The sequence below is a fragment of the Oceanicella actignis genome, from assembly GCF_008124525.1.
Lineage (GTDB): Bacteria > Pseudomonadota > Alphaproteobacteria > Rhodobacterales > Rhodobacteraceae > Oceanicella > Oceanicella actignis.
The window spans coordinates 164,406-181,778 of the sequence record NZ_VNHJ01000001.1 but is presented as its reverse complement, the minus strand read 5'-3'; the positions used below and the strand labels follow the sequence as shown (position 1 = coordinate 181,778).

Annotated in this window: 20 protein-coding genes; 14 read left to right on the top strand and 6 right to left on the bottom strand. The window is 72.8% G+C overall.

Annotated elements, in window-relative coordinates; translation table 11 throughout:
- Positions 1-9 precede the first annotated feature (9 nt).
- The 14 genes from LY05_RS00825 to LY05_RS00760 all read left to right on the top strand — a co-directional run bounded on the left by LY05_RS00825 (position 10) and on the right by LY05_RS00760 (position 11,599).
- A complete protein-coding gene (locus LY05_RS00825; protein ID WP_148921760.1) occupies positions 10-1,005 on the top strand; it encodes an iron-siderophore ABC transporter substrate-binding protein in 996 nt (331 codons plus the stop codon).
- The gene (locus LY05_RS00820) at positions 995-2,083 is read left to right on the top strand and encodes a FecCD family ABC transporter permease (RefSeq protein WP_249041817.1); all 1,089 of its coding nucleotides are present in this window, start codon (positions 995-997) and stop codon (positions 2,081-2,083) included. The genes LY05_RS00825 and LY05_RS00820 overlap by 11 nt, the downstream gene beginning before the upstream one ends.
- Positions 2,080-3,096, top strand: a complete 1,017-nt coding sequence (locus tag LY05_RS00815) for a FecCD family ABC transporter permease (protein ID WP_148921759.1) — start codon at positions 2,080-2,082, stop codon at positions 3,094-3,096. Before LY05_RS00820 ends, LY05_RS00815 begins: the two co-directional genes overlap by 4 nt.
- Before the next feature lie 35 nt (positions 3,097-3,131).
- On the top strand, positions 3,132-3,920 hold the full coding sequence (locus LY05_RS00810) for an ABC transporter ATP-binding protein (RefSeq protein WP_282957551.1): 789 nt from the start codon (positions 3,132-3,134) through the stop codon (positions 3,918-3,920).
- 11 nt (positions 3,921-3,931) lie between these two features.
- Complete coding sequence (locus LY05_RS00805; protein ID WP_170258713.1) at positions 3,932-5,014, top strand: siderophore-interacting protein; 1,083 nt, start codon at positions 3,932-3,934, stop codon at positions 5,012-5,014.
- A complete protein-coding gene (locus tag LY05_RS00800; protein ID WP_249041816.1) occupies positions 5,011-6,132 on the top strand; it encodes a MotA/TolQ/ExbB proton channel family protein in 1,122 nt (373 codons plus the stop codon). Before LY05_RS00805 ends, LY05_RS00800 begins: the two co-directional genes overlap by 4 nt.
- A 1-nt stretch (position 6,133) precedes the next feature.
- Positions 6,134-6,508, top strand: a complete 375-nt coding sequence (locus tag LY05_RS00795) for an ExbD/TolR family protein (protein ID WP_148921757.1) — start codon at positions 6,134-6,136, stop codon at positions 6,506-6,508.
- A gap of 3 nt (positions 6,509-6,511) precedes the next feature.
- Positions 6,512-6,895: a biopolymer transporter ExbD gene (locus tag LY05_RS00790; protein WP_072746394.1), complete on the top strand. Its 384-nt coding sequence runs from the start codon at positions 6,512-6,514 to the stop codon at positions 6,893-6,895.
- A complete protein-coding gene (locus LY05_RS00785) occupies positions 6,892-7,872 on the top strand; it encodes an energy transducer TonB (protein WP_148921756.1) in 981 nt (326 codons plus the stop codon). The genes LY05_RS00790 and LY05_RS00785 overlap by 4 nt, the downstream gene beginning before the upstream one ends.
- Before the next feature lie 95 nt (positions 7,873-7,967).
- The gene (locus LY05_RS00780) at positions 7,968-8,549 is read left to right on the top strand and encodes a TetR/AcrR family transcriptional regulator (protein ID WP_148921755.1); all 582 of its coding nucleotides are present in this window, start codon (positions 7,968-7,970) and stop codon (positions 8,547-8,549) included.
- Positions 8,546-9,331 (top strand): enoyl-CoA hydratase/isomerase family protein, encoded by a 786-nt coding sequence (locus tag LY05_RS00775; RefSeq protein ID WP_148921754.1) that lies wholly within the window; start codon positions 8,546-8,548, stop codon positions 9,329-9,331. The genes LY05_RS00780 and LY05_RS00775 overlap by 4 nt, the downstream gene beginning before the upstream one ends.
- A gap of 26 nt (positions 9,332-9,357) precedes the next feature.
- On the top strand, positions 9,358-10,860 hold the full coding sequence (locus tag LY05_RS00770) for an AMP-binding protein (protein WP_148921753.1): 1,503 nt from the start codon (positions 9,358-9,360) through the stop codon (positions 10,858-10,860).
- On the top strand, positions 10,857-11,216 hold the full coding sequence (locus LY05_RS00765; protein WP_148921752.1) for a MaoC family dehydratase: 360 nt from the start codon (positions 10,857-10,859) through the stop codon (positions 11,214-11,216). Before LY05_RS00770 ends, LY05_RS00765 begins: the two co-directional genes overlap by 4 nt.
- Entirely contained in the window at positions 11,210-11,599 is a 390-nt protein-coding gene (locus LY05_RS00760; protein WP_148921751.1) for a hotdog family protein, read from the top strand. Before LY05_RS00765 ends, LY05_RS00760 begins: the two co-directional genes overlap by 7 nt.
- On the opposite strand, the gene LY05_RS00755 is transcribed toward LY05_RS00760, so the two are convergent.
- The 6 genes from LY05_RS00755 to LY05_RS00730 form a co-directional block, all read right to left on the bottom strand.
- Entirely contained in the window at positions 11,596-12,369 is a 774-nt protein-coding gene (locus tag LY05_RS00755; protein ID WP_148921750.1) for an alpha/beta fold hydrolase, read from the bottom strand. The two genes, LY05_RS00760 and LY05_RS00755, sit on opposite strands and share 4 nt — an antisense overlap.
- Positions 12,366-13,421: a branched-chain amino acid ABC transporter permease gene (locus tag LY05_RS00750; protein WP_148921749.1), complete on the bottom strand. Its 1,056-nt coding sequence runs from the start codon at positions 13,419-13,421 to the stop codon at positions 12,366-12,368. Before LY05_RS00750 ends, LY05_RS00755 begins: the two co-directional genes overlap by 4 nt.
- A gap of 4 nt (positions 13,422-13,425) precedes the next feature.
- Positions 13,426-14,457 carry a branched-chain amino acid ABC transporter permease gene (locus LY05_RS00745; protein ID WP_148921748.1) on the bottom strand — a complete coding sequence of 344 codons (1,032 nt, stop codon included), beginning with the start codon at positions 14,455-14,457 and terminating at the stop codon, positions 13,426-13,428.
- 159 nt (positions 14,458-14,616) lie between these two features.
- Positions 14,617-15,348, bottom strand: coding sequence for an ABC transporter ATP-binding protein (locus LY05_RS00740; RefSeq protein ID WP_148921747.1), 732 nt, complete (start codon positions 15,346-15,348; stop codon positions 14,617-14,619).
- On the bottom strand, positions 15,341-16,105 hold the full coding sequence (locus tag LY05_RS00735) for an ABC transporter ATP-binding protein (RefSeq protein WP_072746591.1): 765 nt from the start codon (positions 16,103-16,105) through the stop codon (positions 15,341-15,343). Before LY05_RS00735 ends, LY05_RS00740 begins: the two co-directional genes overlap by 8 nt.
- A gap of 66 nt (positions 16,106-16,171) precedes the next feature.
- Positions 16,172-17,347, bottom strand: a complete 1,176-nt coding sequence (locus tag LY05_RS00730) for a substrate-binding domain-containing protein (protein WP_148921746.1) — start codon at positions 17,345-17,347, stop codon at positions 16,172-16,174.
- Between the last annotated feature and the right edge of the window lie 26 nt (positions 17,348-17,373).

The window sequence follows — 17,373 nt, the reverse complement described above, 5'->3', positions numbered from 1 at the left end:
CGCCCTGCGATGCTGCGTTCGCTGCGACTTGTCCCGTTTCTTCTGCTCGGCGCGCCCGCCGCGGCGCAGGAGTTTCCCGTGCGCATCGCGCATGCCTTCGGCACGGCCGAGATCCCCGCGCCGCCAAGCCGCGTCGTCTCGCTCAGCTTCATCGGCCATGATTTCCTGCTGGCCCTTGGCGTGAAGCCCTACGCGCTGCGCAAATGGTATGGCGACCATCCCCACGGCGTCTGGCCCTGGGCGCAGGAGGCGCTGGGCGACGCCGAGCCCATCGTCATGCAGGGCGAGATCGACATCGAGGCCATCGCCGCCATGCGCCCCGACCTGATCGTCGGACAGTGGAGCGGCATGACCGCCTACGACCATCGCCTGCTGTCGCAGATCGCGCCCACCATCGCCCATCGCGCCGAATGGGGCCCCTATGGCGCGCCCTGGCAGGAGATGCTGCGCACGCTCGGCATGGCGACCGGACGCCTCGAAAGGGCCGAGGCCGAGATCGCCCGCCTCGAAGCGCGCTTCGCGCGGATCCGCGCCGCGCATCCCGACTGGCAGGGAGCGAGCGCCGTCATGGTCTGGGCCGGCTCGGTCGGCGCCTACACTTCGCGCGACATCCGCGGCCGGCTGCTGCGCGAGCTGGGCTTCGTCGCGCCGGCGGCCGTCGAGGCGCGCGGCAGCCTCAACCGCGCCTATGTGCGCATTCCGCCCGAGGACTTGTCCGCGATCGACGTGGACGCCCTGATCTGGCTCGACTCCGGCGCCTCGGTCGAGCGCCTGAGGACGCTTCCCCTGCGCCGCACGATGCGCGCTCATGCCGAAGGGCGCGAGATCTATTCCGATCTGATGCTTTCGGCCGCGCTGTCGCATTCGAGCCCGCTCAGCCTCGACTACGCGCTGGACCGGCTGACGCCCCTGCTCGAGGCGGCGATGGACGGCGATCCGGCGACCGTGGTCGCCACGTCGCGGCAGGCCGGCATCCTTGGACGGGAGGGTGCCGATGCGCGTTGACTCGGCCGGACGCGCGCCCGTGCGGGCCGATCGCCTTCTCGACGACGTCTCGCGCGACCATGCGCGCCAGGCGCGCCGGGCGCGCGCGGGGCGATCCCGGCGCATGGCGCTGCTGGCTTCGTGCGCGGCGCTGGTCCTCTTGTCGGCGCTGGCTCTGCGGCTTGGGCTGCGCCCCGTCGGCTGGGCCGATCTCGCGCAGGCGCTGATCGCCTATGAGCCGACCGATCCCGAGCAGATCGTGATCCGCGAGCTGCGGCTGCCGCGCCTTGTCGGGGCGCTTCTGGCCGGGGCGGGCCTTGGGATCGCGGGCGCGCTCATGCAGGGAATGACCCGCAACCCGCTGGCCGACCCGGGCCTTCTGGGCATCAACGCGGGCGCGGCGGCCGGGGTGATCGGCGGAACCTTCCTGTTCGGCATGGGCGCGCCTTCGCAGCAGATCTGGCTTGCGTTGGGCGGGGGCGCGCTTGGCGCGGCGGCGGTCTTCGCCCTGGGCGGCGGGGCGCAGGCCAGCCCGGCGCGCCTGCTGCTGGCGGGCGCGGCGCTGTCGGCCTTCTTTCTGGCCATGGTGCGCGGGCTGCTTCTGATGAGCCGGCAAAGCCTCGAAACCTATCGGTTCTGGGTGCTGGGCGGGTTCGACAACGTCACGGCGCACACGCTCGGCGCGCTGTGGCCCTTCTTTGCGGCCGGGGCGCTGGCGGCGCTGGCCGCCGCGGCGCTGATCGACGCTCTGGCGCTGGGCGAGGATGCGGCGCGCGGGCTGGGCGTGAGGGTGGGCGGCGCAAGGCTGCTGGCAGGTCTGGCCATCGTGCTGCTCGCCTCGAGCACGGTCGCCATGGCCGGCCCGATCGCCTTCGTCGGCCTGATCGTGCCGCACATGGCGCGCGCGGCGATGCGCAACGACATGCTGTGGCTGGTCCCCTGCGCCGGCGTGTTCGGCGCAGGGCTGATGACGCTGGCCGAGCTTGCCGGCCGATCGCCCCTGTTCGGCGGCGCCATGCAGGCTGGCGTGATGTCGGCGCTGATCGGCGGCCCCGCGCTGATCTGGCTGGCCCGCGCGAAGGAAGGGCGCATGTCATGATGCGCGCGGTTCGCATCGGCCCCGTTTGCGCGCCGCTTCGCCCGCGCCCGCTGGCGGCGTCGCTGGGCCTTTCGCTTTGCCTCGCGGCGCTGGGACTGGCGGCGCTTGCCTGGGGCGGCTATCCGCTCTCGGCCGGCGAGACATGGCAGGCCGCGACCGGCCGGGGCGACGCCGTCGCGGCCATGATCGTGCTCGAGCACCGCCTGCCGCGCATTCTGACCGCCATCGGCGCCGGCGCGGCGCTGGGCCTTGCGGGCGCGATGGTCCAGACCATGCTGCGCAACCCGCTGGCCGCGCCCGACATCATCGGCTTCGTCGCCGGGGCGAATGCGGGCGCGCTGCTTGCGGCGCTGACGACCGGCGGAATGATCGTGGGCGGAGCGCTGGCGGGCGGGGCGCTGACGGCCTGCGCGGTCGTCGCGCTCGCCTGGCGCGGCGGGCTCGACGCGCATCGCCTGATCCTGGTGGGCGTCGGCGCCAACCTGACGCTGGGCGCGACGGCCGATCTGCTGCTCAGCTTCGCCGACGAGCGCACCGCCGCCGACATGGCGCGCTGGCTGACCGGAACGCTGCACGCGCGCAGCCCCGAGGACGCAGCCCTGGCGTGGGCGGGACTGGCGCTGCTGTCTCCGGCCGCGCTCTGGCTCGGCTTTCCGCTTGGGCGCATGGCGCTGTCCGACGACCTCGCCGCCGGGCTGGGGCTGCGCTTGGCGCGGCTGCGGCTGGCCGTCGCGGCGCTGGCGGTCGCGCTGGTGGCGCTGGCGGTGAGCGTCGCGGGGCCGCTGCCCTTCGTCGCCTTCGTCTCGGGCCCCATCGCGCGCCGCCTGACTCGATGCGCGGGACCGGCGCTTGCGGCCGCGGCGCTGACCGGAGCGACGGTCACGCTGGGCGCGGACCTTGCGGCGCGGATGGTCCCGACCTTCCGGCTGCCCGCGGGCGTCTTCGCCGCCATGGCGGGCGCGCCCGTTCTGGTCTGGCTGTTGTGGATCGAGGCGCGGAGGCGGCGGCTGTGACGTTTTCGCAAGACGGACGAGAAGGTTCTCCGAGCATGTCGCAACGGTCCATGAACCGCCTGCGGGCCGAGGAGATCTCGGTCGGCTATCCCGGACGGACGGTGCTCGACGCGATGTCGCTCGACATCCCGGACGGCAAGGTCACCGCCATCGTCGGCCCCAACGCCTGCGGCAAGTCGACCCTGCTGCGGGCCCTGGCCCGGCTGATCCCGACGCAAGGCGGGCGGGTCCTGCTGGACGGACGGCCCATCGAGAAGCAACGCTCGCGCCAGGTCGCGCGGCGCCTGGCCATCCTGCCGCAGTCGCCCGCCGCGCCCGAGGGGCTGACCGTGCTCGACCTTGTCCGTCGGGGACGCACGCCGCATCAGTCCGTTCTGCGGCAGTGGTCGCGCGCGGACGCCGAGGCGGTCGAGCGGGCGCTGAGCCTGGCGGGGCTCGAAGGCCTGTCCTCGCGCATGCTCGACACGCTCTCGGGCGGGCAGAGGCAGCGCGCCTGGATCGCCATGGCCCTGGCGCAGGACCCCGAGCTGCTGCTGCTTGACGAGCCGACGACCTATCTGGACCTGCCCCGCCAGATCGAGCTGCTGGCGCTGATCCGCCAGCTCAACCGCGACGCCGGACTAACCGTCGCGATGGTTCTTCACGACGTCAACCTGGCCGCACGCTTCGCCGATCACATCGTCGCGCTGAAGGACGGGAAGGTGCGCCGCCAGGGCCCGCCCGCCGAGGTCGTGACCGCCGAGACGATGCAGGAGGTCTTCTCGCTGCCCTGCACGGTGATCCGCGATCCGGTCCATGGCCGGCCCCATGTCATCCCTGCCTGAAGGAGATGCCCGTGACCCTGTCCCCTCATGGCGACTTCGCCCATGGCGCCGAAACCGCGCTTCCGGGGCTGGACCCGGCGGCGCTGCGCAAGGCCCTGCTGGCGCAGGCGCGCGAGCATGGGCTGGAGGTTCTGCGCGACGACGGCGCGTCGCTGGCGATCGCGACCGCCTACGGCCGCTGCCGGCTGATCGTCGAGGCCGGCGCGGCGCGCGCCGAGGTGGACTCGCCCCGGGCCGACTGGCTGTTCGCGTTGAAGGAGGCGCTGAGCGAGCACGCATCGGCCATCGATCCCGCCGCGGCCCAGCGCCTGCGCTGGTCGGACGCCGCGCCGGAAGGGGGCCGGCCGCCCAACTTCCAGCTCGCCGAGATCCTCTCGGCCGCGCCGCTCGGCCGCGACTTCCTGCGCGTCACGGCGCGCGCCGAGGATCTGTCGGCCTATGGCGACGACGCCATCCACTTTCGTCTCGTGCTTCCTCCGCCCGGCGACCCGGCTCCCGAATGGCCCCGCATCGGCCCCGGCGGCGCCACGATCTGGCCCAAGGGGGCCAAGGCGCTGCACCGACCGGTCTATACGGCGCGCCGCGTCGATGCGGCGCGCGGCGAGCTGACGTTCGATCTGTTCGTGCACGAGGGCGGACGCGCGAGCGCATGGGCGCGGTCCGTCGCGGCGGGCGCGCGCGTCGGGCTTGCGGGACCGGGCGGCGGCGGCGTCCCGCGAACGCGCCGGATCGCGCTTTACGCCGATGAAACCGGCTATCCCGCGGTGGCGAGGATTCTCGAGGCCCTGCCGCCCGACGCGACCGGGCATGCGGTGCTGAGCACCACCGGCGCGGCGCCGTCCTCCTACCCCCTGCCGACCCATCCGGGCGTGCGCCTTCGCTGGCTGGCGCAAGGCTCGGCGACCCGGCTGGCCAGGATCGCCATCGCCGAACGCTCCGACGATCCGGCGCGCAGCCTGTGGTTCGCCGCCGAGAAGGCCGGCGCGCAAATGCTGCGCGACTGGTGCAGGGCAAACGGCGTCGATCTTCGCGACCACCACGTCGCCGCCTACTGGACGCGGGACGAGAGCAAACAACGAGGAAACCGGACATGACCCGATTCAGCTTCCCCTCGCCGGGCCGCCCGGGCGCCGCGCCGGCGGGATGGGCCATGCTCGCGCTGTGCGCGCTGGCCGCCGCGGCCGCCGCGCAGGAGAGCCCCAGACCCCCTGCGACCGCGGATGCGCCGCCCGAGATCGTCGCGCCCGCGCAGCCCGAAAAGGCCGGGCCCGCGCCTCGCGGCGGCCCCGAGGGGCCGACGCCGCGCGCAGGCTCGACCCTCGCCGCCTCCGGCCAGGAAGCCTCTGCGCCGGCGACCCGGGCGCCGGCCGACGCCGCCGCGCCGAAGGCCGCGGCGCCCGGCGAAGCCGTCGGCGCGCAGACCGAAGCGGCGTCCGACGCCGCGATGGGGCCTTCCGCGCCCGGCGCAAGCGAAGCGGGCGCGACGGCTGCGGCTGCAGGTGACGAGGCGCGGGCCGAGGCGCCCGCGCCCGGCGCGGCCTCGGCTTCGATCCTGTCGGCGATGGGGGTCGCAGGCGGCCGGGCCTGGACCTTCCTGCGCGATGGCGGCCCGGCGATGTGGGCCATCGCGGCGCTTTCGGTGGCGACGCTGGCGCTGATCCTGTGGAAGATCTGGCGTCTGGCGCTCATGGGGGCCTGGTCGCGCGGCCGGGCCGAACGCGCGGTCGAGACCTGGCGGAGGGCGGACGCGGCCGGCGCGCTGGCCCTTGTCGAGGGGCGGCGCGGGGTCCGCGCGCAAGTCCTGGCCGCCGCCATGCGCAGTCTCGAGCGCCTGCCCGTCGAAGCCGCGCGCGAAGAGACGGCGCGCGTCGCCAAGCGTCAGCTGGCCATGGCGAGAGAGGGGCTCGGCGCGCTCGAACTTATCGCCGGCATCGCGCCCCTGCTTGGCCTTCTGGGAACGGTTCTGGGCATGATCGCCGCATTCCGGACCCTGCAGGAAGCGGGTTCGCGCGCCGATCCCGCACTGCTCGCGGGCGGCATCTGGGAGGCGCTCCTGACCACGGCGGCCGGCATGGCCGTGGCGATCCCGGCTTCGGCGGCGCTGACATGGTTCGAGTCCGTCGTCGAGCGTATGCGCGCCGACATCGAGGACAACGCCACGCGCATCTTCGTCGCGGCGCGGCCCGAGAAGCTGCGGCTGGCGGCGGAATGAGATGCAGCTCGCTCCGCCCCCCCGCCCAGGGCGAAAGCCCAGCCTGACGCCCATGATCGACGTGGTGTTCCTGCTGCTCGTCTTCTTCATGCTGGCGTCGCGCTTCGGAACCGAGGCCATGACGCCCCTTCCGCTCGCCTCATCCGGGGGAACGGCCTATGCCGGCCCGCCGCGCCTGGTCGACATATCGCCCGGCGCCGTGGCGCTCAACGGCAGGGTCGTGCGCGACCTGCCCGCCGCGCTGCGGCCGCTGACCGACGCGCCCACGGACATGATCATCCTGCGCGGCCGCGAGGGCGCCGACCTTCAGCGAGTCGTCGACGTCGGCGAAGAGTTGCGCCGCGCAGGCTTCGTCACGCTTGTTCTGGTGGAGTGAGACATGGATCTGAACGAATCGGCTCGACGCCCCCGCAGGGAGTCGATCGTGCCGATGATCAACGTCGTCTTCCTGCTGCTCGTCTTCTTCCTGACGACCTCGCAGCTGACGCGTCCCGAGCCTTTCGAAACGACGCCGCCCAGGGCGCGGACCGATGCGCAGGCCGAGGCCGAGGCGGTCGTCTTCGTCAGCCGCGACGGCCGGATCGCCTTCGACGGCCACGAGGGCGCGCAGGCCATCGCGGCCCTGGCGGGGCCGGGGGCGCAGGGCGGCGCCGTGCGGCTGCGCGCCGATGCCGCGCTCGAGGCGCGGCGCCTTGCCGCCATCCTGCGCGAACTGTCCGAGGCGGGCCTTTCCCGCGTGGAGCTGGTGGTCGCGCCAAAATGAGGCGCGCCGCCGAATTCGCGGTCTTCGCGGCGCTTGCGACGCTGGCCCATGCGGTTCTGCTCGCGTCGGCGCCGGAACCGGCCGACGAGGCGGCCGGATCGCGGCGGGCGGCCCCGATCGTGCTGAACGCGGCCGACGCGGCGGTGGCGGAAATGGTCGCGGCGTGGGATCGCCCGCCGCAGGCCTGGGTTGCGCAGGCCGCGCTGCCGGCGGCGCCGGCGCAGGCCGACGGCGCTCCCGCCGCGCCGCGCATCGCCCTGGGGCGGGGGCCGCGCGCCGAGATCCGCATGGCCGCCCCGCAGCCCGCGGCGCCGAACGTCCCGCGTCCGCTCGCCGCGCCGGCCGCGACGACGGCGCCCGATCGGCCGCCGGTCGCCCCGCCCCCGCCCGAGCAGCCCGCCGCGGCCGCGCCCGCCTTGCCCGAGACGCCGGACGCGGCGGACGCCCGGCGGACTCCGTCTCGGCGGTCCGCGGCCGTCGACGCCTCTCCGCCCCCGCCCGGACGCCCGAGGCCCCGCGCCTCGCCCGCCCGCGAAGCGGCGCCCGAGGAGCGGCCCGCCCGCCCCGATCGCTCGGCCATGACGGCCGAAGCCGGGGCGCAGGGCGCGGAGTCGACGGCGCGCGCAACCGCCGGAACGACGGCCGGAGCCGGGGCGGACTCGGGCGCGGCGGCCAAGCCTTCGGGCGGCCGCGCGACCACGGCGCTGGCGCAATGGGGCGCGAGGATCCGCGCCAGCATCGAGCGCGCCAAGCGCCCGCCGCGAGGCGCGAACGCGGCCGGAGAGGTCCGCCTCAGGATCGCCGTCTCGCGCGACGGCCGGTTGCTTGAGGTCGAGATCTCGCGCTCGTCCGGCCATCCGGCCCTGGACCGCGCCGCCCTCGAGGCCGTCCGGCGCGTCGGCCGCTTCCCCGCGGCGCCGCGCGAGCTGCCGGGCGACTCATACGTCTTTTCGCTGGCCATGCTGACCAAGCGCTGAGCGATCGCGGCCGCCGCACGCCCGTCCCGCATGCTTTGACTGGCGCGCGCCGCCATGATAATGAGACATGAGTCATGTTTCATGAAGAGAGGACGATGTCCGCCCCCAAGACCAAGAGAGGCCGCGAGCGCCGCGCCCAGATCCTGGCCGCCGCGGAACAGATGTTCGGCGCGCGCGGCTATGCGGACACGTCGGTGGCCGACATCACCCGCGCCGCGGGCGCGGCGCAAGGCACGCTCTACATCTATTTCTCGGGCAAGGAGGAGATCTTCTCCGAGCTGGTCCGCGAAATGGGGCGGATGACGCGCCGGGCCATGGCGCGGGCGGTGGCCGATGCGCCCGACAGGCTCGAGGCCGAAAGACGCGGGCTTGCCGCCTTCCTGCGCTTCGCCGCCGAACGCCCGGCGCTCTACCGCATCGTCGAAGAGGCGCGCTTCGTCGATCCCGCCGCCTATCGCGCCTATTTCACCGAGTTCGCCGAGGCCTACCGCCAATCGCTCGACAAGGCCGAGGCCGAGGGCAGCATCCGCCCCGGCGACAACGAGGTGCGGGCCTGGATGCTCATGGGCATCGCCAAGAGCCTTGGCGACCGCTTCGTGCTGTGGGAGGGCGGCGGGGATCTGGACCATGTGGTCGAGGCCGCCTTCGACATGATCCGCGACGGGCTGGCCCCATGAGCGCGATGGTCAAGGCCGAGCGGATCGCGCTGCCCGGCGGGCTGCGCGCGCTGGCGGTGACGCTGAACAACCCCGCGCGCTGCAACGCGCTGACCGAGCCGTTCCTGGCCGAGCTCGAGGCGGCGCTCGCCGAAGACGCCGGCGCGCCCTTCGTGCTGATCGCGGCCGAGGGGCGCCATTTCTCGACCGGGGGCGACATCGCCGCCTTCGACCGCGCCGCGCGCGAGGGGCGCGCGGCGGCGCATGCGGCGGCGCTGGTCGGGGCGCTGCAGCGCATCGTGCTGGCGCTGAAGGCGCGCGACGCGATCGTGGTCGCGGCCGCGCAAGGCGCGATCACCGGCGGGGCGGCGGGCCTGGTGCTGGCGGCCGACCTTGCGGCGCTGTCCGAGGATGCGTTCCTTCAGCCCTGGTATCGCGAGGTCGGCTTCGCCCCCGACGGCGGCTGGGCGGCCCTTCTGCCCGAAACGGTCGGCGCGCGGCGGGCGCTGGCATGGCAGCTGCGCAACGCCCGCATCGACGCGCGCGAGGCCTTGCGCCTGGGCATCGCCGACCTGGTGACGGAGCGCGACGGGCTGGCGGGCGCCGCCGCCCGGATGCTGGCCGACCTGGCCGAAGCGGCCGACCCGCAGGCGCTCGTCGCCGCCAAGCGGCTGGTGTGGGACGAGGCCCGCCTGGCGGCGCTCGAGCGTCGCCTCGCCGCCGAAAGGGACGCCTTCGCCGCGCGCATCGACCTTGGCTCGACGCGGGCGGGGATGGAACGGTTTCTGTCCAGGAACAGCTGAACACGCCGCAGGGAGGGAGGGGCGCGATGTTCGACCGCATACCCGACATGGCCGCCAAGCGGGCCGAGATCTCGCCCGAGCGCGTCGCCTTCGCCGACGTCGCCTCGGGCCGGGACTGGAGCTTTGCGCAGATCAACCGCGCCGCCGCCGGCCTTGCCGCCGGGCTGCGCGCGCTGGGCCTTGGGCCCGGAGACAGGCTGGCGGCGCTGTGCCACAATCGGGTCGAGTTCTTCGTCGCCCTTTTCGCGGCGCAGAAGTCGGGGATCATCCTTGCGCCGCTCAACTGGCGCCAGCCGGTGGCCGAGCTTGGCCCCGTGCTCGACAGCGTGGGCGCGTCGGCCATCATCTTCGACGACGAGAACGCCGCGCCCGCGCGCGCCCTGGCCCGAAGCCGCGCGATGGCCGCGATCGCCATGGACGCCCCCGCCCCCGGCGAGACCGCCTTCGCCGAGCTGGCCGCCGCGCCCGCCCCCTTCGGCGCGGGCATGATCGACGCCGACCGGCCCTGGTATCTGCTCCTCACCTCCGGCACCACCGGCCTGCCCAAGGCGGTGATCCAGACCGCGCGCATGGCCTGGGCCAACGCCGTGAACATCGGCCAGGCGGCCGATCTGGGCGCGGACACGGCCACGGCGAACTTCCTGCCGCTGTTCCACACCGCCGGCATCAACCTCTACGCCCTGCCGACCTTCCTCGAGGGCGGGCTGTCGCATGTGCTGCGCCGGTTCGAGCCGGACATGCTCTTCGACCTGATCCGGCAAGGGCGCATCAACCGCTTCTTCGGGGTTCCGGCGATCTATCAGGCCTTCAGCCTGCGCCCCGAGGCGGACGAGATCGACTGGTCGGCCCTCGGGATGGGCTGCGGCGGCGCGCCCCTGCCCGAGCCGCTGATCCGCTTCTTCGCCGAACGCGGCGGGACGGTCTGCAACGGCATGGGCATGACCGAGACCGGACCGACCGTCTTTCTCATGGACGCCGCCAACGCCGCGCGCAAGGTCGGCTCGGTGGGCCGGCCGCAGATGCTGACCGAGGTCCGCCTTGCGGGCGTGCCCGACGGCGCGCCGGGCGAGGGCGAGATCCAGATCCGCGGACCCAACGTCACCCCCGGCTATTTCGGCAACGACGCCGCCACGGCCGAGGCCTTCGCCGAGGATGGCTGGCTCAGGAGCGGCGACGTCGGCCGGCGCGACGAGGACGGCTATTACTACATCGTCGACCGCATCAAGGACATGTACATCTCGGGCGGCGAGAATGTCTATCCCGCCGAGGTCGAGCGCGTGCTCAACGCCCATCCGGCCATTCTGGAAGCGGCGGTGATCGGCGTTCCCGACCCGAAATGGGGCGAGGTGGGCATGGCCTTCCTCATCCTGCGGCCCGGCGGCGCCGTCGAGCCGCAGGCGCTGGACGCCTGGTGCCGCGAGCGGCTCGCCGCCTACAAGACGCCCAGGGCCTACCGCATCCTGGACGATTTCCCGCGCACGGCCGCCGGCAAGGTGCGCAAGCCCGAGCTGAGGAAGATGATCCGATGAGCGCGCGCATCATCCGCGAATGGACCCCCACCCAGGCCGAGTTCGACGCCTTTGCGCGCGTCTCGGGCGACGACAACCCGATCCATGTGGACCCCGAGTTTTCCGCCCGCACCCGCTTCGGCCGAACGGTCAGCCACGGCATGCTGATCTACGCCAGGCTCTGGGCGATGCTGGCCGAGGCGCGCCCGGGCTTTCGCCAGGCGTCGCAGAGCATGATGTTTCCCAACCCCGCCTATGCCGGCGAGCCGGTCAGGCTCACGGTCGAGCGCATCGACGAAACCCGCTGGTCGCTGAGGGCCGAGCGCGCGGCCGACGGCGCCGCGCTGTTCGTCGGAGAGGCGGAGGCGGCATGCTGACCCTAGGCCAGGCCGCCGAGATCGAGCGGCGCTTCGGGCGCGACGAGCTGGCGGGCTTCGCCGCGCTTTCGGGCGCTCCGGGCGCGCCGCCCGGACATGTTCCCGAGCCGCTCGTGGCGTCGTTGTTCTCCTACCTTCTCGGGGTGCGGCTGCCGGGGCCGGGGACGAACTATCTCAAGCAGGAGCTGCGCTTTCTCGCCCCCTCCCCGCTCGACGAGCCGCTGACCGCGCGGGTCGAGATCGTGCGGCTGCGGCCCGACAAGCATCTGGTCGATCTGGCGACGACCTGCCGCGACGGCGCCGGCCGGCTCATCTGCGAGGGCCGCGCGCTTGTCCTGGCGCGGGACGTGGCCGGCGCCTTCGCGCGCCCGGCCGGCGCCTAGTCCAGCCGGTCCAGAAACGCCCCGAGCGCGGCGGCGAAGGCGTCGGGCTCTTCGAGATGGGGCGAGTGGCCCGAGCGCGCGAAGGCGACCCGCTCGGCCTGCGGCGCGGCGCGGACCAGCCAGCGCGCGGTCTCGGCCGGGTAGACCCGGCTCCGGGCGCCGTGGAAGACGGCGAAGGGAAGCGCCAGCGCGCCGATCGTCGCGCGCTCGTCCATCGCCGCAAGGTCGCGCCAGGCCTCGAGCATGCGCGCCGGATCGCAGGCGGCGATCTGCGCGCGCGCGGCGTCGACGTCGAAGCCGCGCGGGCCCGGCGGGCGCGCGAACATCCCCGCCGCGATGGCCCCGGCGGCGCCCTCCCAATCCGACGCCAGGCGCCGGGCGAAGGCGGCCGCCGAGCGCGTCGTCTGGCCGATCATGCCCAGCGTCCAGCCGTCCTGGTTGATCAGCCTCGGGCTCATGTCCACGCTGACGATGCCGGCAAGCCCCGCGCAGCCGAACAGGCGCGCATATCGCCAGGCCACGGCCGCGCCCATCGACCAGCCCACCAGAACCGGCCGCTCCAGCCCCCGCTCGGCGATCAGCGCCGCCACCGCGCGCGCCATCGCGTCCAGCCGCGCCGGGCCGGGCGCCGCGCCATGCCCCGGCAGGTCCGGCGCCAGGCAGCGCGCCCGCCCCGCAAGCCGCGCGATCTGCCCGGCGAAGACCGCGCCGCGCATCGTCCAGCCATGCAGGAAGATCACGGGCCGCCCGCTTCCGGCCTCGATCGTCATCGACCGCGCAGCCTTCCGACCACCCCCGTGGGGAAGAAGTAGACCGACAGGATGAACAACGCTCCCAGCCACAGGAGCCAGCGGTCGGGATCGAGGATCAGCGGCAGCCCCGGCACGCCCGCGGCCGCCTCGGCCGCCGCGCCCATCAGCGCTTGCAGGTAGTTCTGGGCAAGGACGAACAGCGCCGCCCCGACCGCCGCGCCATACATCGTGCCCATGCCGCCGATCACCACCATCAGCAGGATGTCCACCATGATCTCGAAGCTCAGCACGGTGTCGGGGCCGACATAGCGCAGCCAGATGGCGTAGAGCGAGCCGGCCAGCGCCGCGCTCACCGCCGAGATCACCGTCGCCGCGGTGCGATGCCAGACCACGCGGCAGCCGATCGCCTCGGCGCGGAACTCGTTCTCGCGGATCGCCTGCAGCACCCGCCCGAAGGGCGAGTTGACCACCCGCAAGAGCGCCAGGAACAGGATCAGCGCGCCGAAGAAGACAAGGTAGTAGTTCAGCACCTTGCCGGTGAGCCGCATGCCCAGGAACGGTTCCTCGGCGTATCTGGCCGCCGCCGTCAGCGCACGCGGGATGCGGTAGTTGAGGCCGTCTTCGCCGCCGGTGATGCCGGAAAGCTGGCTGAACAGCACCGCCACGGCGCTGGCCACCGCAAGGGTGATCATGGCGAAGAAGATCGCCCGCACCCGCAGGCTGAACAGGCCCACCAGCAGCGCCAGCGCCGCCGCGGCCAGCGCGCCGGCGAGGCTGCCCGCCGCAAGCGCGCCGAAGCTGCGCCCCATGCCGTCGCTCGCCAGCGCCACGCCATAGGCGCCAAGGCCGAAGAACATGGTGTGCGCGAAGCTGACGATGCCCGCATAGCCCAGAAGCAGGTCGTAGCTGGCCGCCAGCGCGACGAAGACGCAGATCCGCGCCGCCGTGTCCAGCGACCGCGTGCCCGGGAACAGGAAGGGCGCGAAGGCAAGGCCGATCAGGATCGCCAGAAGGATCAGGCCCAGGGCGCGGCTTTGCGGCATGTCGCCCGAGAGAATGCGCTTCAGCATGGGATCATTTCGCCTTTACCACGGGGATCATGCCCTGCGGCCGCCACATCAGGATGGCGACCATCAGGCCGATGTTCGAAATCAGCGCCAGCTTGGGTTCGAGGAAGGCCACGTAGTTCTGCATCAGCCCGACGAGCAGCGCCCCCAGGAAGCAGCCCTCGACGCTGCCCAGCCCGCCGATGATGACCACGATGAACACCAGCACCATCAGCGCGCCGCCCATATGGGCGGTGATGACCTCTTCGTAGAGGCCCCACATCACCCCGCCCAGGCCCGCCAGCGCCGAACCGGCCACGAACACGCCCACGAAGACCACCCGCAGCCGGTAGCCCAGCGCCTCGACCATCTCGCGGTTCTCGACGCCCGCGCGCACGATCAGCCCGATGCGGGTGGCGCGCAGCGCCGTGCGCATGGCCAGGAACAGCGCCAGCCCCACGCCGACCGCCACCAGGCGGTATTTCTCGATCGCCGCGCCGGCGAAGGTCAGCGCGCCCTTGAAGGCCTCGGGCCGGCTGAAGAAGATCTCGGACGGCCCCCAGATGACGAGGATCAGCTGCTCGATCACGATCAGCCCGCCCATGGTGACCAGGATCTGCTTGAGATGCGCGCCATAGACCGGGCGCACGATCGCCCGCTCGAAGGCCCAGCCCAGCGCGCCGGTGGCCAGCATCGCCGCCGCCGCCGCCAGCGCCAGCGCCAGCGCGTTGAGCGCCGGCGAGGGCGCGCCCGTCAGCCCGTCGAGCGCCGCCAGCGCGCCGACCCCGACGAAGGCGCCCACCGAGACGAAGGCGCCGTGGCCGAAGTTGATCACGTCCATCAGGCCGAAGATCAGCGTCAGCCCCGAGGCCATGATGAAGATCATCATCCCCATGGCCAGCCCCGAGACCGTCAGCGTCAGCCATGACGAGCCCTGCGGGATCGCAAGCCACCCCGCCGCCGCAAGCAGCGGAACAAGCAGGAAGGGCGCCGCTTCGGCCAGCCGCTCGGCCGGGCCGCGCGCGGCGAAGGTGGGGTTGTGTCCGGGCGCGGCCGTCATGCGCGGCCCCCTGCGCCGGTTCCGGCGTCGTTTCCAGCATTGTTTCCGGCGTTGTCCGTCATTCGTCGCCTCCGTCGTCCGACCCGCCGTCGCGCCCCGCAGGCGCGGCCAGCCGTCGCGCCGCGCCCTCGCGCCGCGTCATCGCCATCGTCGCGCTCTTCAGCGCCCGCCATGCGCGTCAAGGCTCAGCCCCATCAGCCGCTCCTGCAGCGCGCGATCGCCCGCCAGCTCGGCCATGGCGCCGGTCCACACGATGCGGCCGTCATCCATCACCGCCGCGTGGTCGCCCAGATGCCGGGCAACCGAGAAGTTCTGCTCGACCATCAGGATCGAGGCGCCCTCGGCCTTGAGCGCGCGCAGCGCCGAGGCCATGGCGGCGACGATGGCGGGCGCCAGGCCCTTGGTGGGCTCGTCGATCAGGTAGAGCCGCCGCTCTTCGGCCATGGCGCGGGCGATGGCCAGCATCTGCTTCTGCCCGCCCGACAGCGTGCCCGCGGGCTTGCGCCAGAAGGTGCGCAGCGGCGGAAAGGCAGCGAAGATGCGCTCGCGCCGCGCCTCGGCCAACGGCCCCGAGCGCGCCGCGAGGATCATGTTCTCCTCGACCGTCAGGTCCGAGAATATGCCCATGTCCTCGGGCACATAGCCGATGCCGGCCCGGGCGATCGCCGGCGTCGGGCTGGCGGCGATGTCGGCGCCGTCGAAGACGATGCGCCCCGAGCGCGCGCGCCACAGCCCCATGATGGTGCGCAAGGTGGTGGTCTTGCCCACGCCGTTGCGCCCCAGAAGCATGGTCACCGCCCCGCGCGGCGCGACAAGGTTCACCCCCTGCAGGATGCGATACCGCCCGATGTCGGTGTGCACCTCCTCGAGCGTCAGGATCGGGTCAGACATCTTCGAGCGCCTTTCCCATGTAGGCCTCCTGCACCACGTCCGAGGCGATCACCTCGCGCGGCGGCCCGTCGGCCGCCAGCGCGCCGTTGTGCAGCACGATGATCCGGTCGGCCAGGCGGGCGATCACGTCCATCTTGTGCTCGACGAGCAGGATGGTCCGGTCGGTCTGCGCCTTGAGCGCGGCGATCAGCTCGAGCACCACCGGCGCCTCGTCGACGCTCATTCCCGCGGTGGGCTCGTCGAACATGTAGACCTTCGGATCGAGCGCGATCAGCATCGCCACCTCGAGCTTGCGCTGGTCGCCATGGCTCAGCGCGGCGACCTTGCGCCCCGCCAGGTCCGTCATGCGCACGCGCTCGAGCACCGCCTCGGCGGCCTCGGCCAGGTCGGCATGCGCGGCGGCCATGGACCACATGTCGAAGTCCCTGCCGCGCCTGGACTGGATCACGAGGCGCACGTTCTCGAGCACGCTCAGGTCGGGAAACAGGTTCGTCAGCTGGAACGCCCGCCCGACGCCCAGGCGCGTGCGCGCGGCGACCGACAGCCGCGTCACGTCGCGCCCCCCGAGCAGCACCCGCCCACCGGTGGCCGGGATCTGCCCCGAGATCAGGTTGAAATAGGTGGTCTTTCCGGCCCCGTTCGGCCCGACGATCGCCGTCAGCTCGCCGGCGCGAAAACGGCAGGTGACGCGGTCCACGGCCACATGCCCGCCGAACCGCACCGTCAGCTCCTCGGTCGCCAGAACCGCATCGGTCATGCGCTCGTCCATCTGCGAAGCTCCGTTGGGAAGAGCCGGGGCCGCGCGCGGCCCCGGAAGCGCGGCTCAGCGGCCGTTGCGGATCGGGATCGGCAGATCCTCGATGCCCAGCTCGCGCACCAGGACGGGAACGCCGTAGTCCTTGCCCTCCTGGATCTCGGTGCGGAAGTGATACATCGACTGCAGCGCCTGATGATCCTCGGGACGGAAGACCATCCGGCCCTTGGGGGTCTGGAACTCCATCCCCTCCATCGCGGCGATGAGCGCCTCGGTCTCGGTCGAGCCGGCCTTGCGGATCGCCTCGACGATGGCGATGCCCGCCGCCATGCCGCCGGCGGTGAAGAAGTCGGGCGGCGTGCCGAAACGCTCGAAATGCGTCTTCACCAGCCAGTCGTTCACCGGGTTCCTGGGGATTTCGTAGTAGTAGTAGGTGGCCCCCTCCATGCCCGGCATGTCCTTGTAGGCCTTGAGCGCGGCAAGGATGTTGCCGCCGGTCGCGATCTCGATGCCGTAGCGGCCGGGATCCATGGCGTTGATCTTGCCCATGGGGTTGCCGCCCCCGGCCCAGATGATGAATAGCTTCTTCTCGCCCTCGACATCCTTCATCGCGTTGAAGATGCGCTCGGCCGCGGCGGTGAAGTCGGTGGCGTCGGTGGGCACGTATTCCTCGTGCACGACCTGCGCGCCGGTGGTCGCGAGGGCCTCCTTGAACGCGGCGACGCCGTCGCGTCCGAAGGCGTAGTCCTGGGCCAGCGTGGCCACGCGCACGTTCGGCCCGCCGATGGCGATGGCGTTGGCCACGGCGTCCTGGCTCGAATTGCGCGCGGTGCGGAAGATGTAGCGGTTCCAGTTCTCGCCGGTGATCGAGTCGGCGACCGCGGGCTCGACCAGCAGGATCTTCTCGTATTCCTCGGCGACCGGCAGCATCGCCAGCGCCACGCCCGAGCTGACCGGCCCCACGGCGATGTCCGCCCCGTCGTCGCCATAGGCCTCGGCCAGCAGCGCCTTGCCCAGCTCGGGCTTGAGCTGGGTGTCCTTCTCGATCACGACGATCTTCTCGCCGTCGATCTGCATCGTGCCGCCGGTCGCGTATTCGAGCCCGAGCATGAGCCCGTCATGGGACTGCTTGGCGTAGGCCTCGAACGGGCCGGTCTTTCCGTAGACATGCGCGATCGTGATGTCGGCATGCGCCCCGCCGGCCATCGACGCAAGCGCCGAGATGGCGGCCATAAGTTTCTTCATCGTCTCCTCCCGATGTCAAAATATGA

Coding starts and splice junctions, on each gene's coding strand:
- LY05_RS00785 (WP_148921756.1), top strand. CDS start 6,892: ATGAGGCGCGCCGCCGAATTCGCGGTCTTCGCGGCGCTTGCGACGCTG.
- LY05_RS00825 (WP_148921760.1), top strand. CDS start 10: ATGCTGCGTTCGCTGCGACTTGTCCCGTTTCTTCTGCTCGGCGCGCCC.
- LY05_RS00800 (WP_249041816.1), top strand. CDS start 5,011: ATGACCCGATTCAGCTTCCCCTCGCCGGGCCGCCCGGGCGCCGCGCCG.
- LY05_RS00735 (WP_072746591.1), bottom strand. CDS start 16,105: ATGACCGATGCGGTTCTGGCGACCGAGGAGCTGACGGTGCGGTTCGGC.
- LY05_RS00815 (WP_148921759.1), top strand. CDS start 2,080: ATGATGCGCGCGGTTCGCATCGGCCCCGTTTGCGCGCCGCTTCGCCCG.
- LY05_RS00775 (WP_148921754.1), top strand. CDS start 8,546: ATGAGCGCGATGGTCAAGGCCGAGCGGATCGCGCTGCCCGGCGGGCTG.
- LY05_RS00760 (WP_148921751.1), top strand. CDS start 11,210: ATGCTGACCCTAGGCCAGGCCGCCGAGATCGAGCGGCGCTTCGGGCGC.
- LY05_RS00765 (WP_148921752.1), top strand. CDS start 10,857: ATGAGCGCGCGCATCATCCGCGAATGGACCCCCACCCAGGCCGAGTTC.
- LY05_RS00755 (WP_148921750.1), bottom strand. CDS start 12,369: ATGACGATCGAGGCCGGAAGCGGGCGGCCCGTGATCTTCCTGCATGGC.
- LY05_RS00770 (WP_148921753.1), top strand. CDS start 9,358: ATGTTCGACCGCATACCCGACATGGCCGCCAAGCGGGCCGAGATCTCG.
- LY05_RS00780 (WP_148921755.1), top strand. CDS start 7,968: ATGTCCGCCCCCAAGACCAAGAGAGGCCGCGAGCGCCGCGCCCAGATC.
- LY05_RS00750 (WP_148921749.1), bottom strand. CDS start 13,421: ATGCTGAAGCGCATTCTCTCGGGCGACATGCCGCAAAGCCGCGCCCTG.
- LY05_RS00820 (WP_249041817.1), top strand. CDS start 995: ATGCGCGTTGACTCGGCCGGACGCGCGCCCGTGCGGGCCGATCGCCTT.
- LY05_RS00740 (WP_148921747.1), bottom strand. CDS start 15,348: ATGTCTGACCCGATCCTGACGCTCGAGGAGGTGCACACCGACATCGGG.
- LY05_RS00730 (WP_148921746.1), bottom strand. CDS start 17,347: ATGAAGAAACTTATGGCCGCCATCTCGGCGCTTGCGTCGATGGCCGGC.
- LY05_RS00745 (WP_148921748.1), bottom strand. CDS start 14,457: ATGACGGCCGCGCCCGGACACAACCCCACCTTCGCCGCGCGCGGCCCG.
- LY05_RS00810 (WP_282957551.1), top strand. CDS start 3,132: ATGTCGCAACGGTCCATGAACCGCCTGCGGGCCGAGGAGATCTCGGTC.
- LY05_RS00790 (WP_072746394.1), top strand. CDS start 6,512: ATGGATCTGAACGAATCGGCTCGACGCCCCCGCAGGGAGTCGATCGTG.
- LY05_RS00795 (WP_148921757.1), top strand. CDS start 6,134: ATGCAGCTCGCTCCGCCCCCCCGCCCAGGGCGAAAGCCCAGCCTGACG.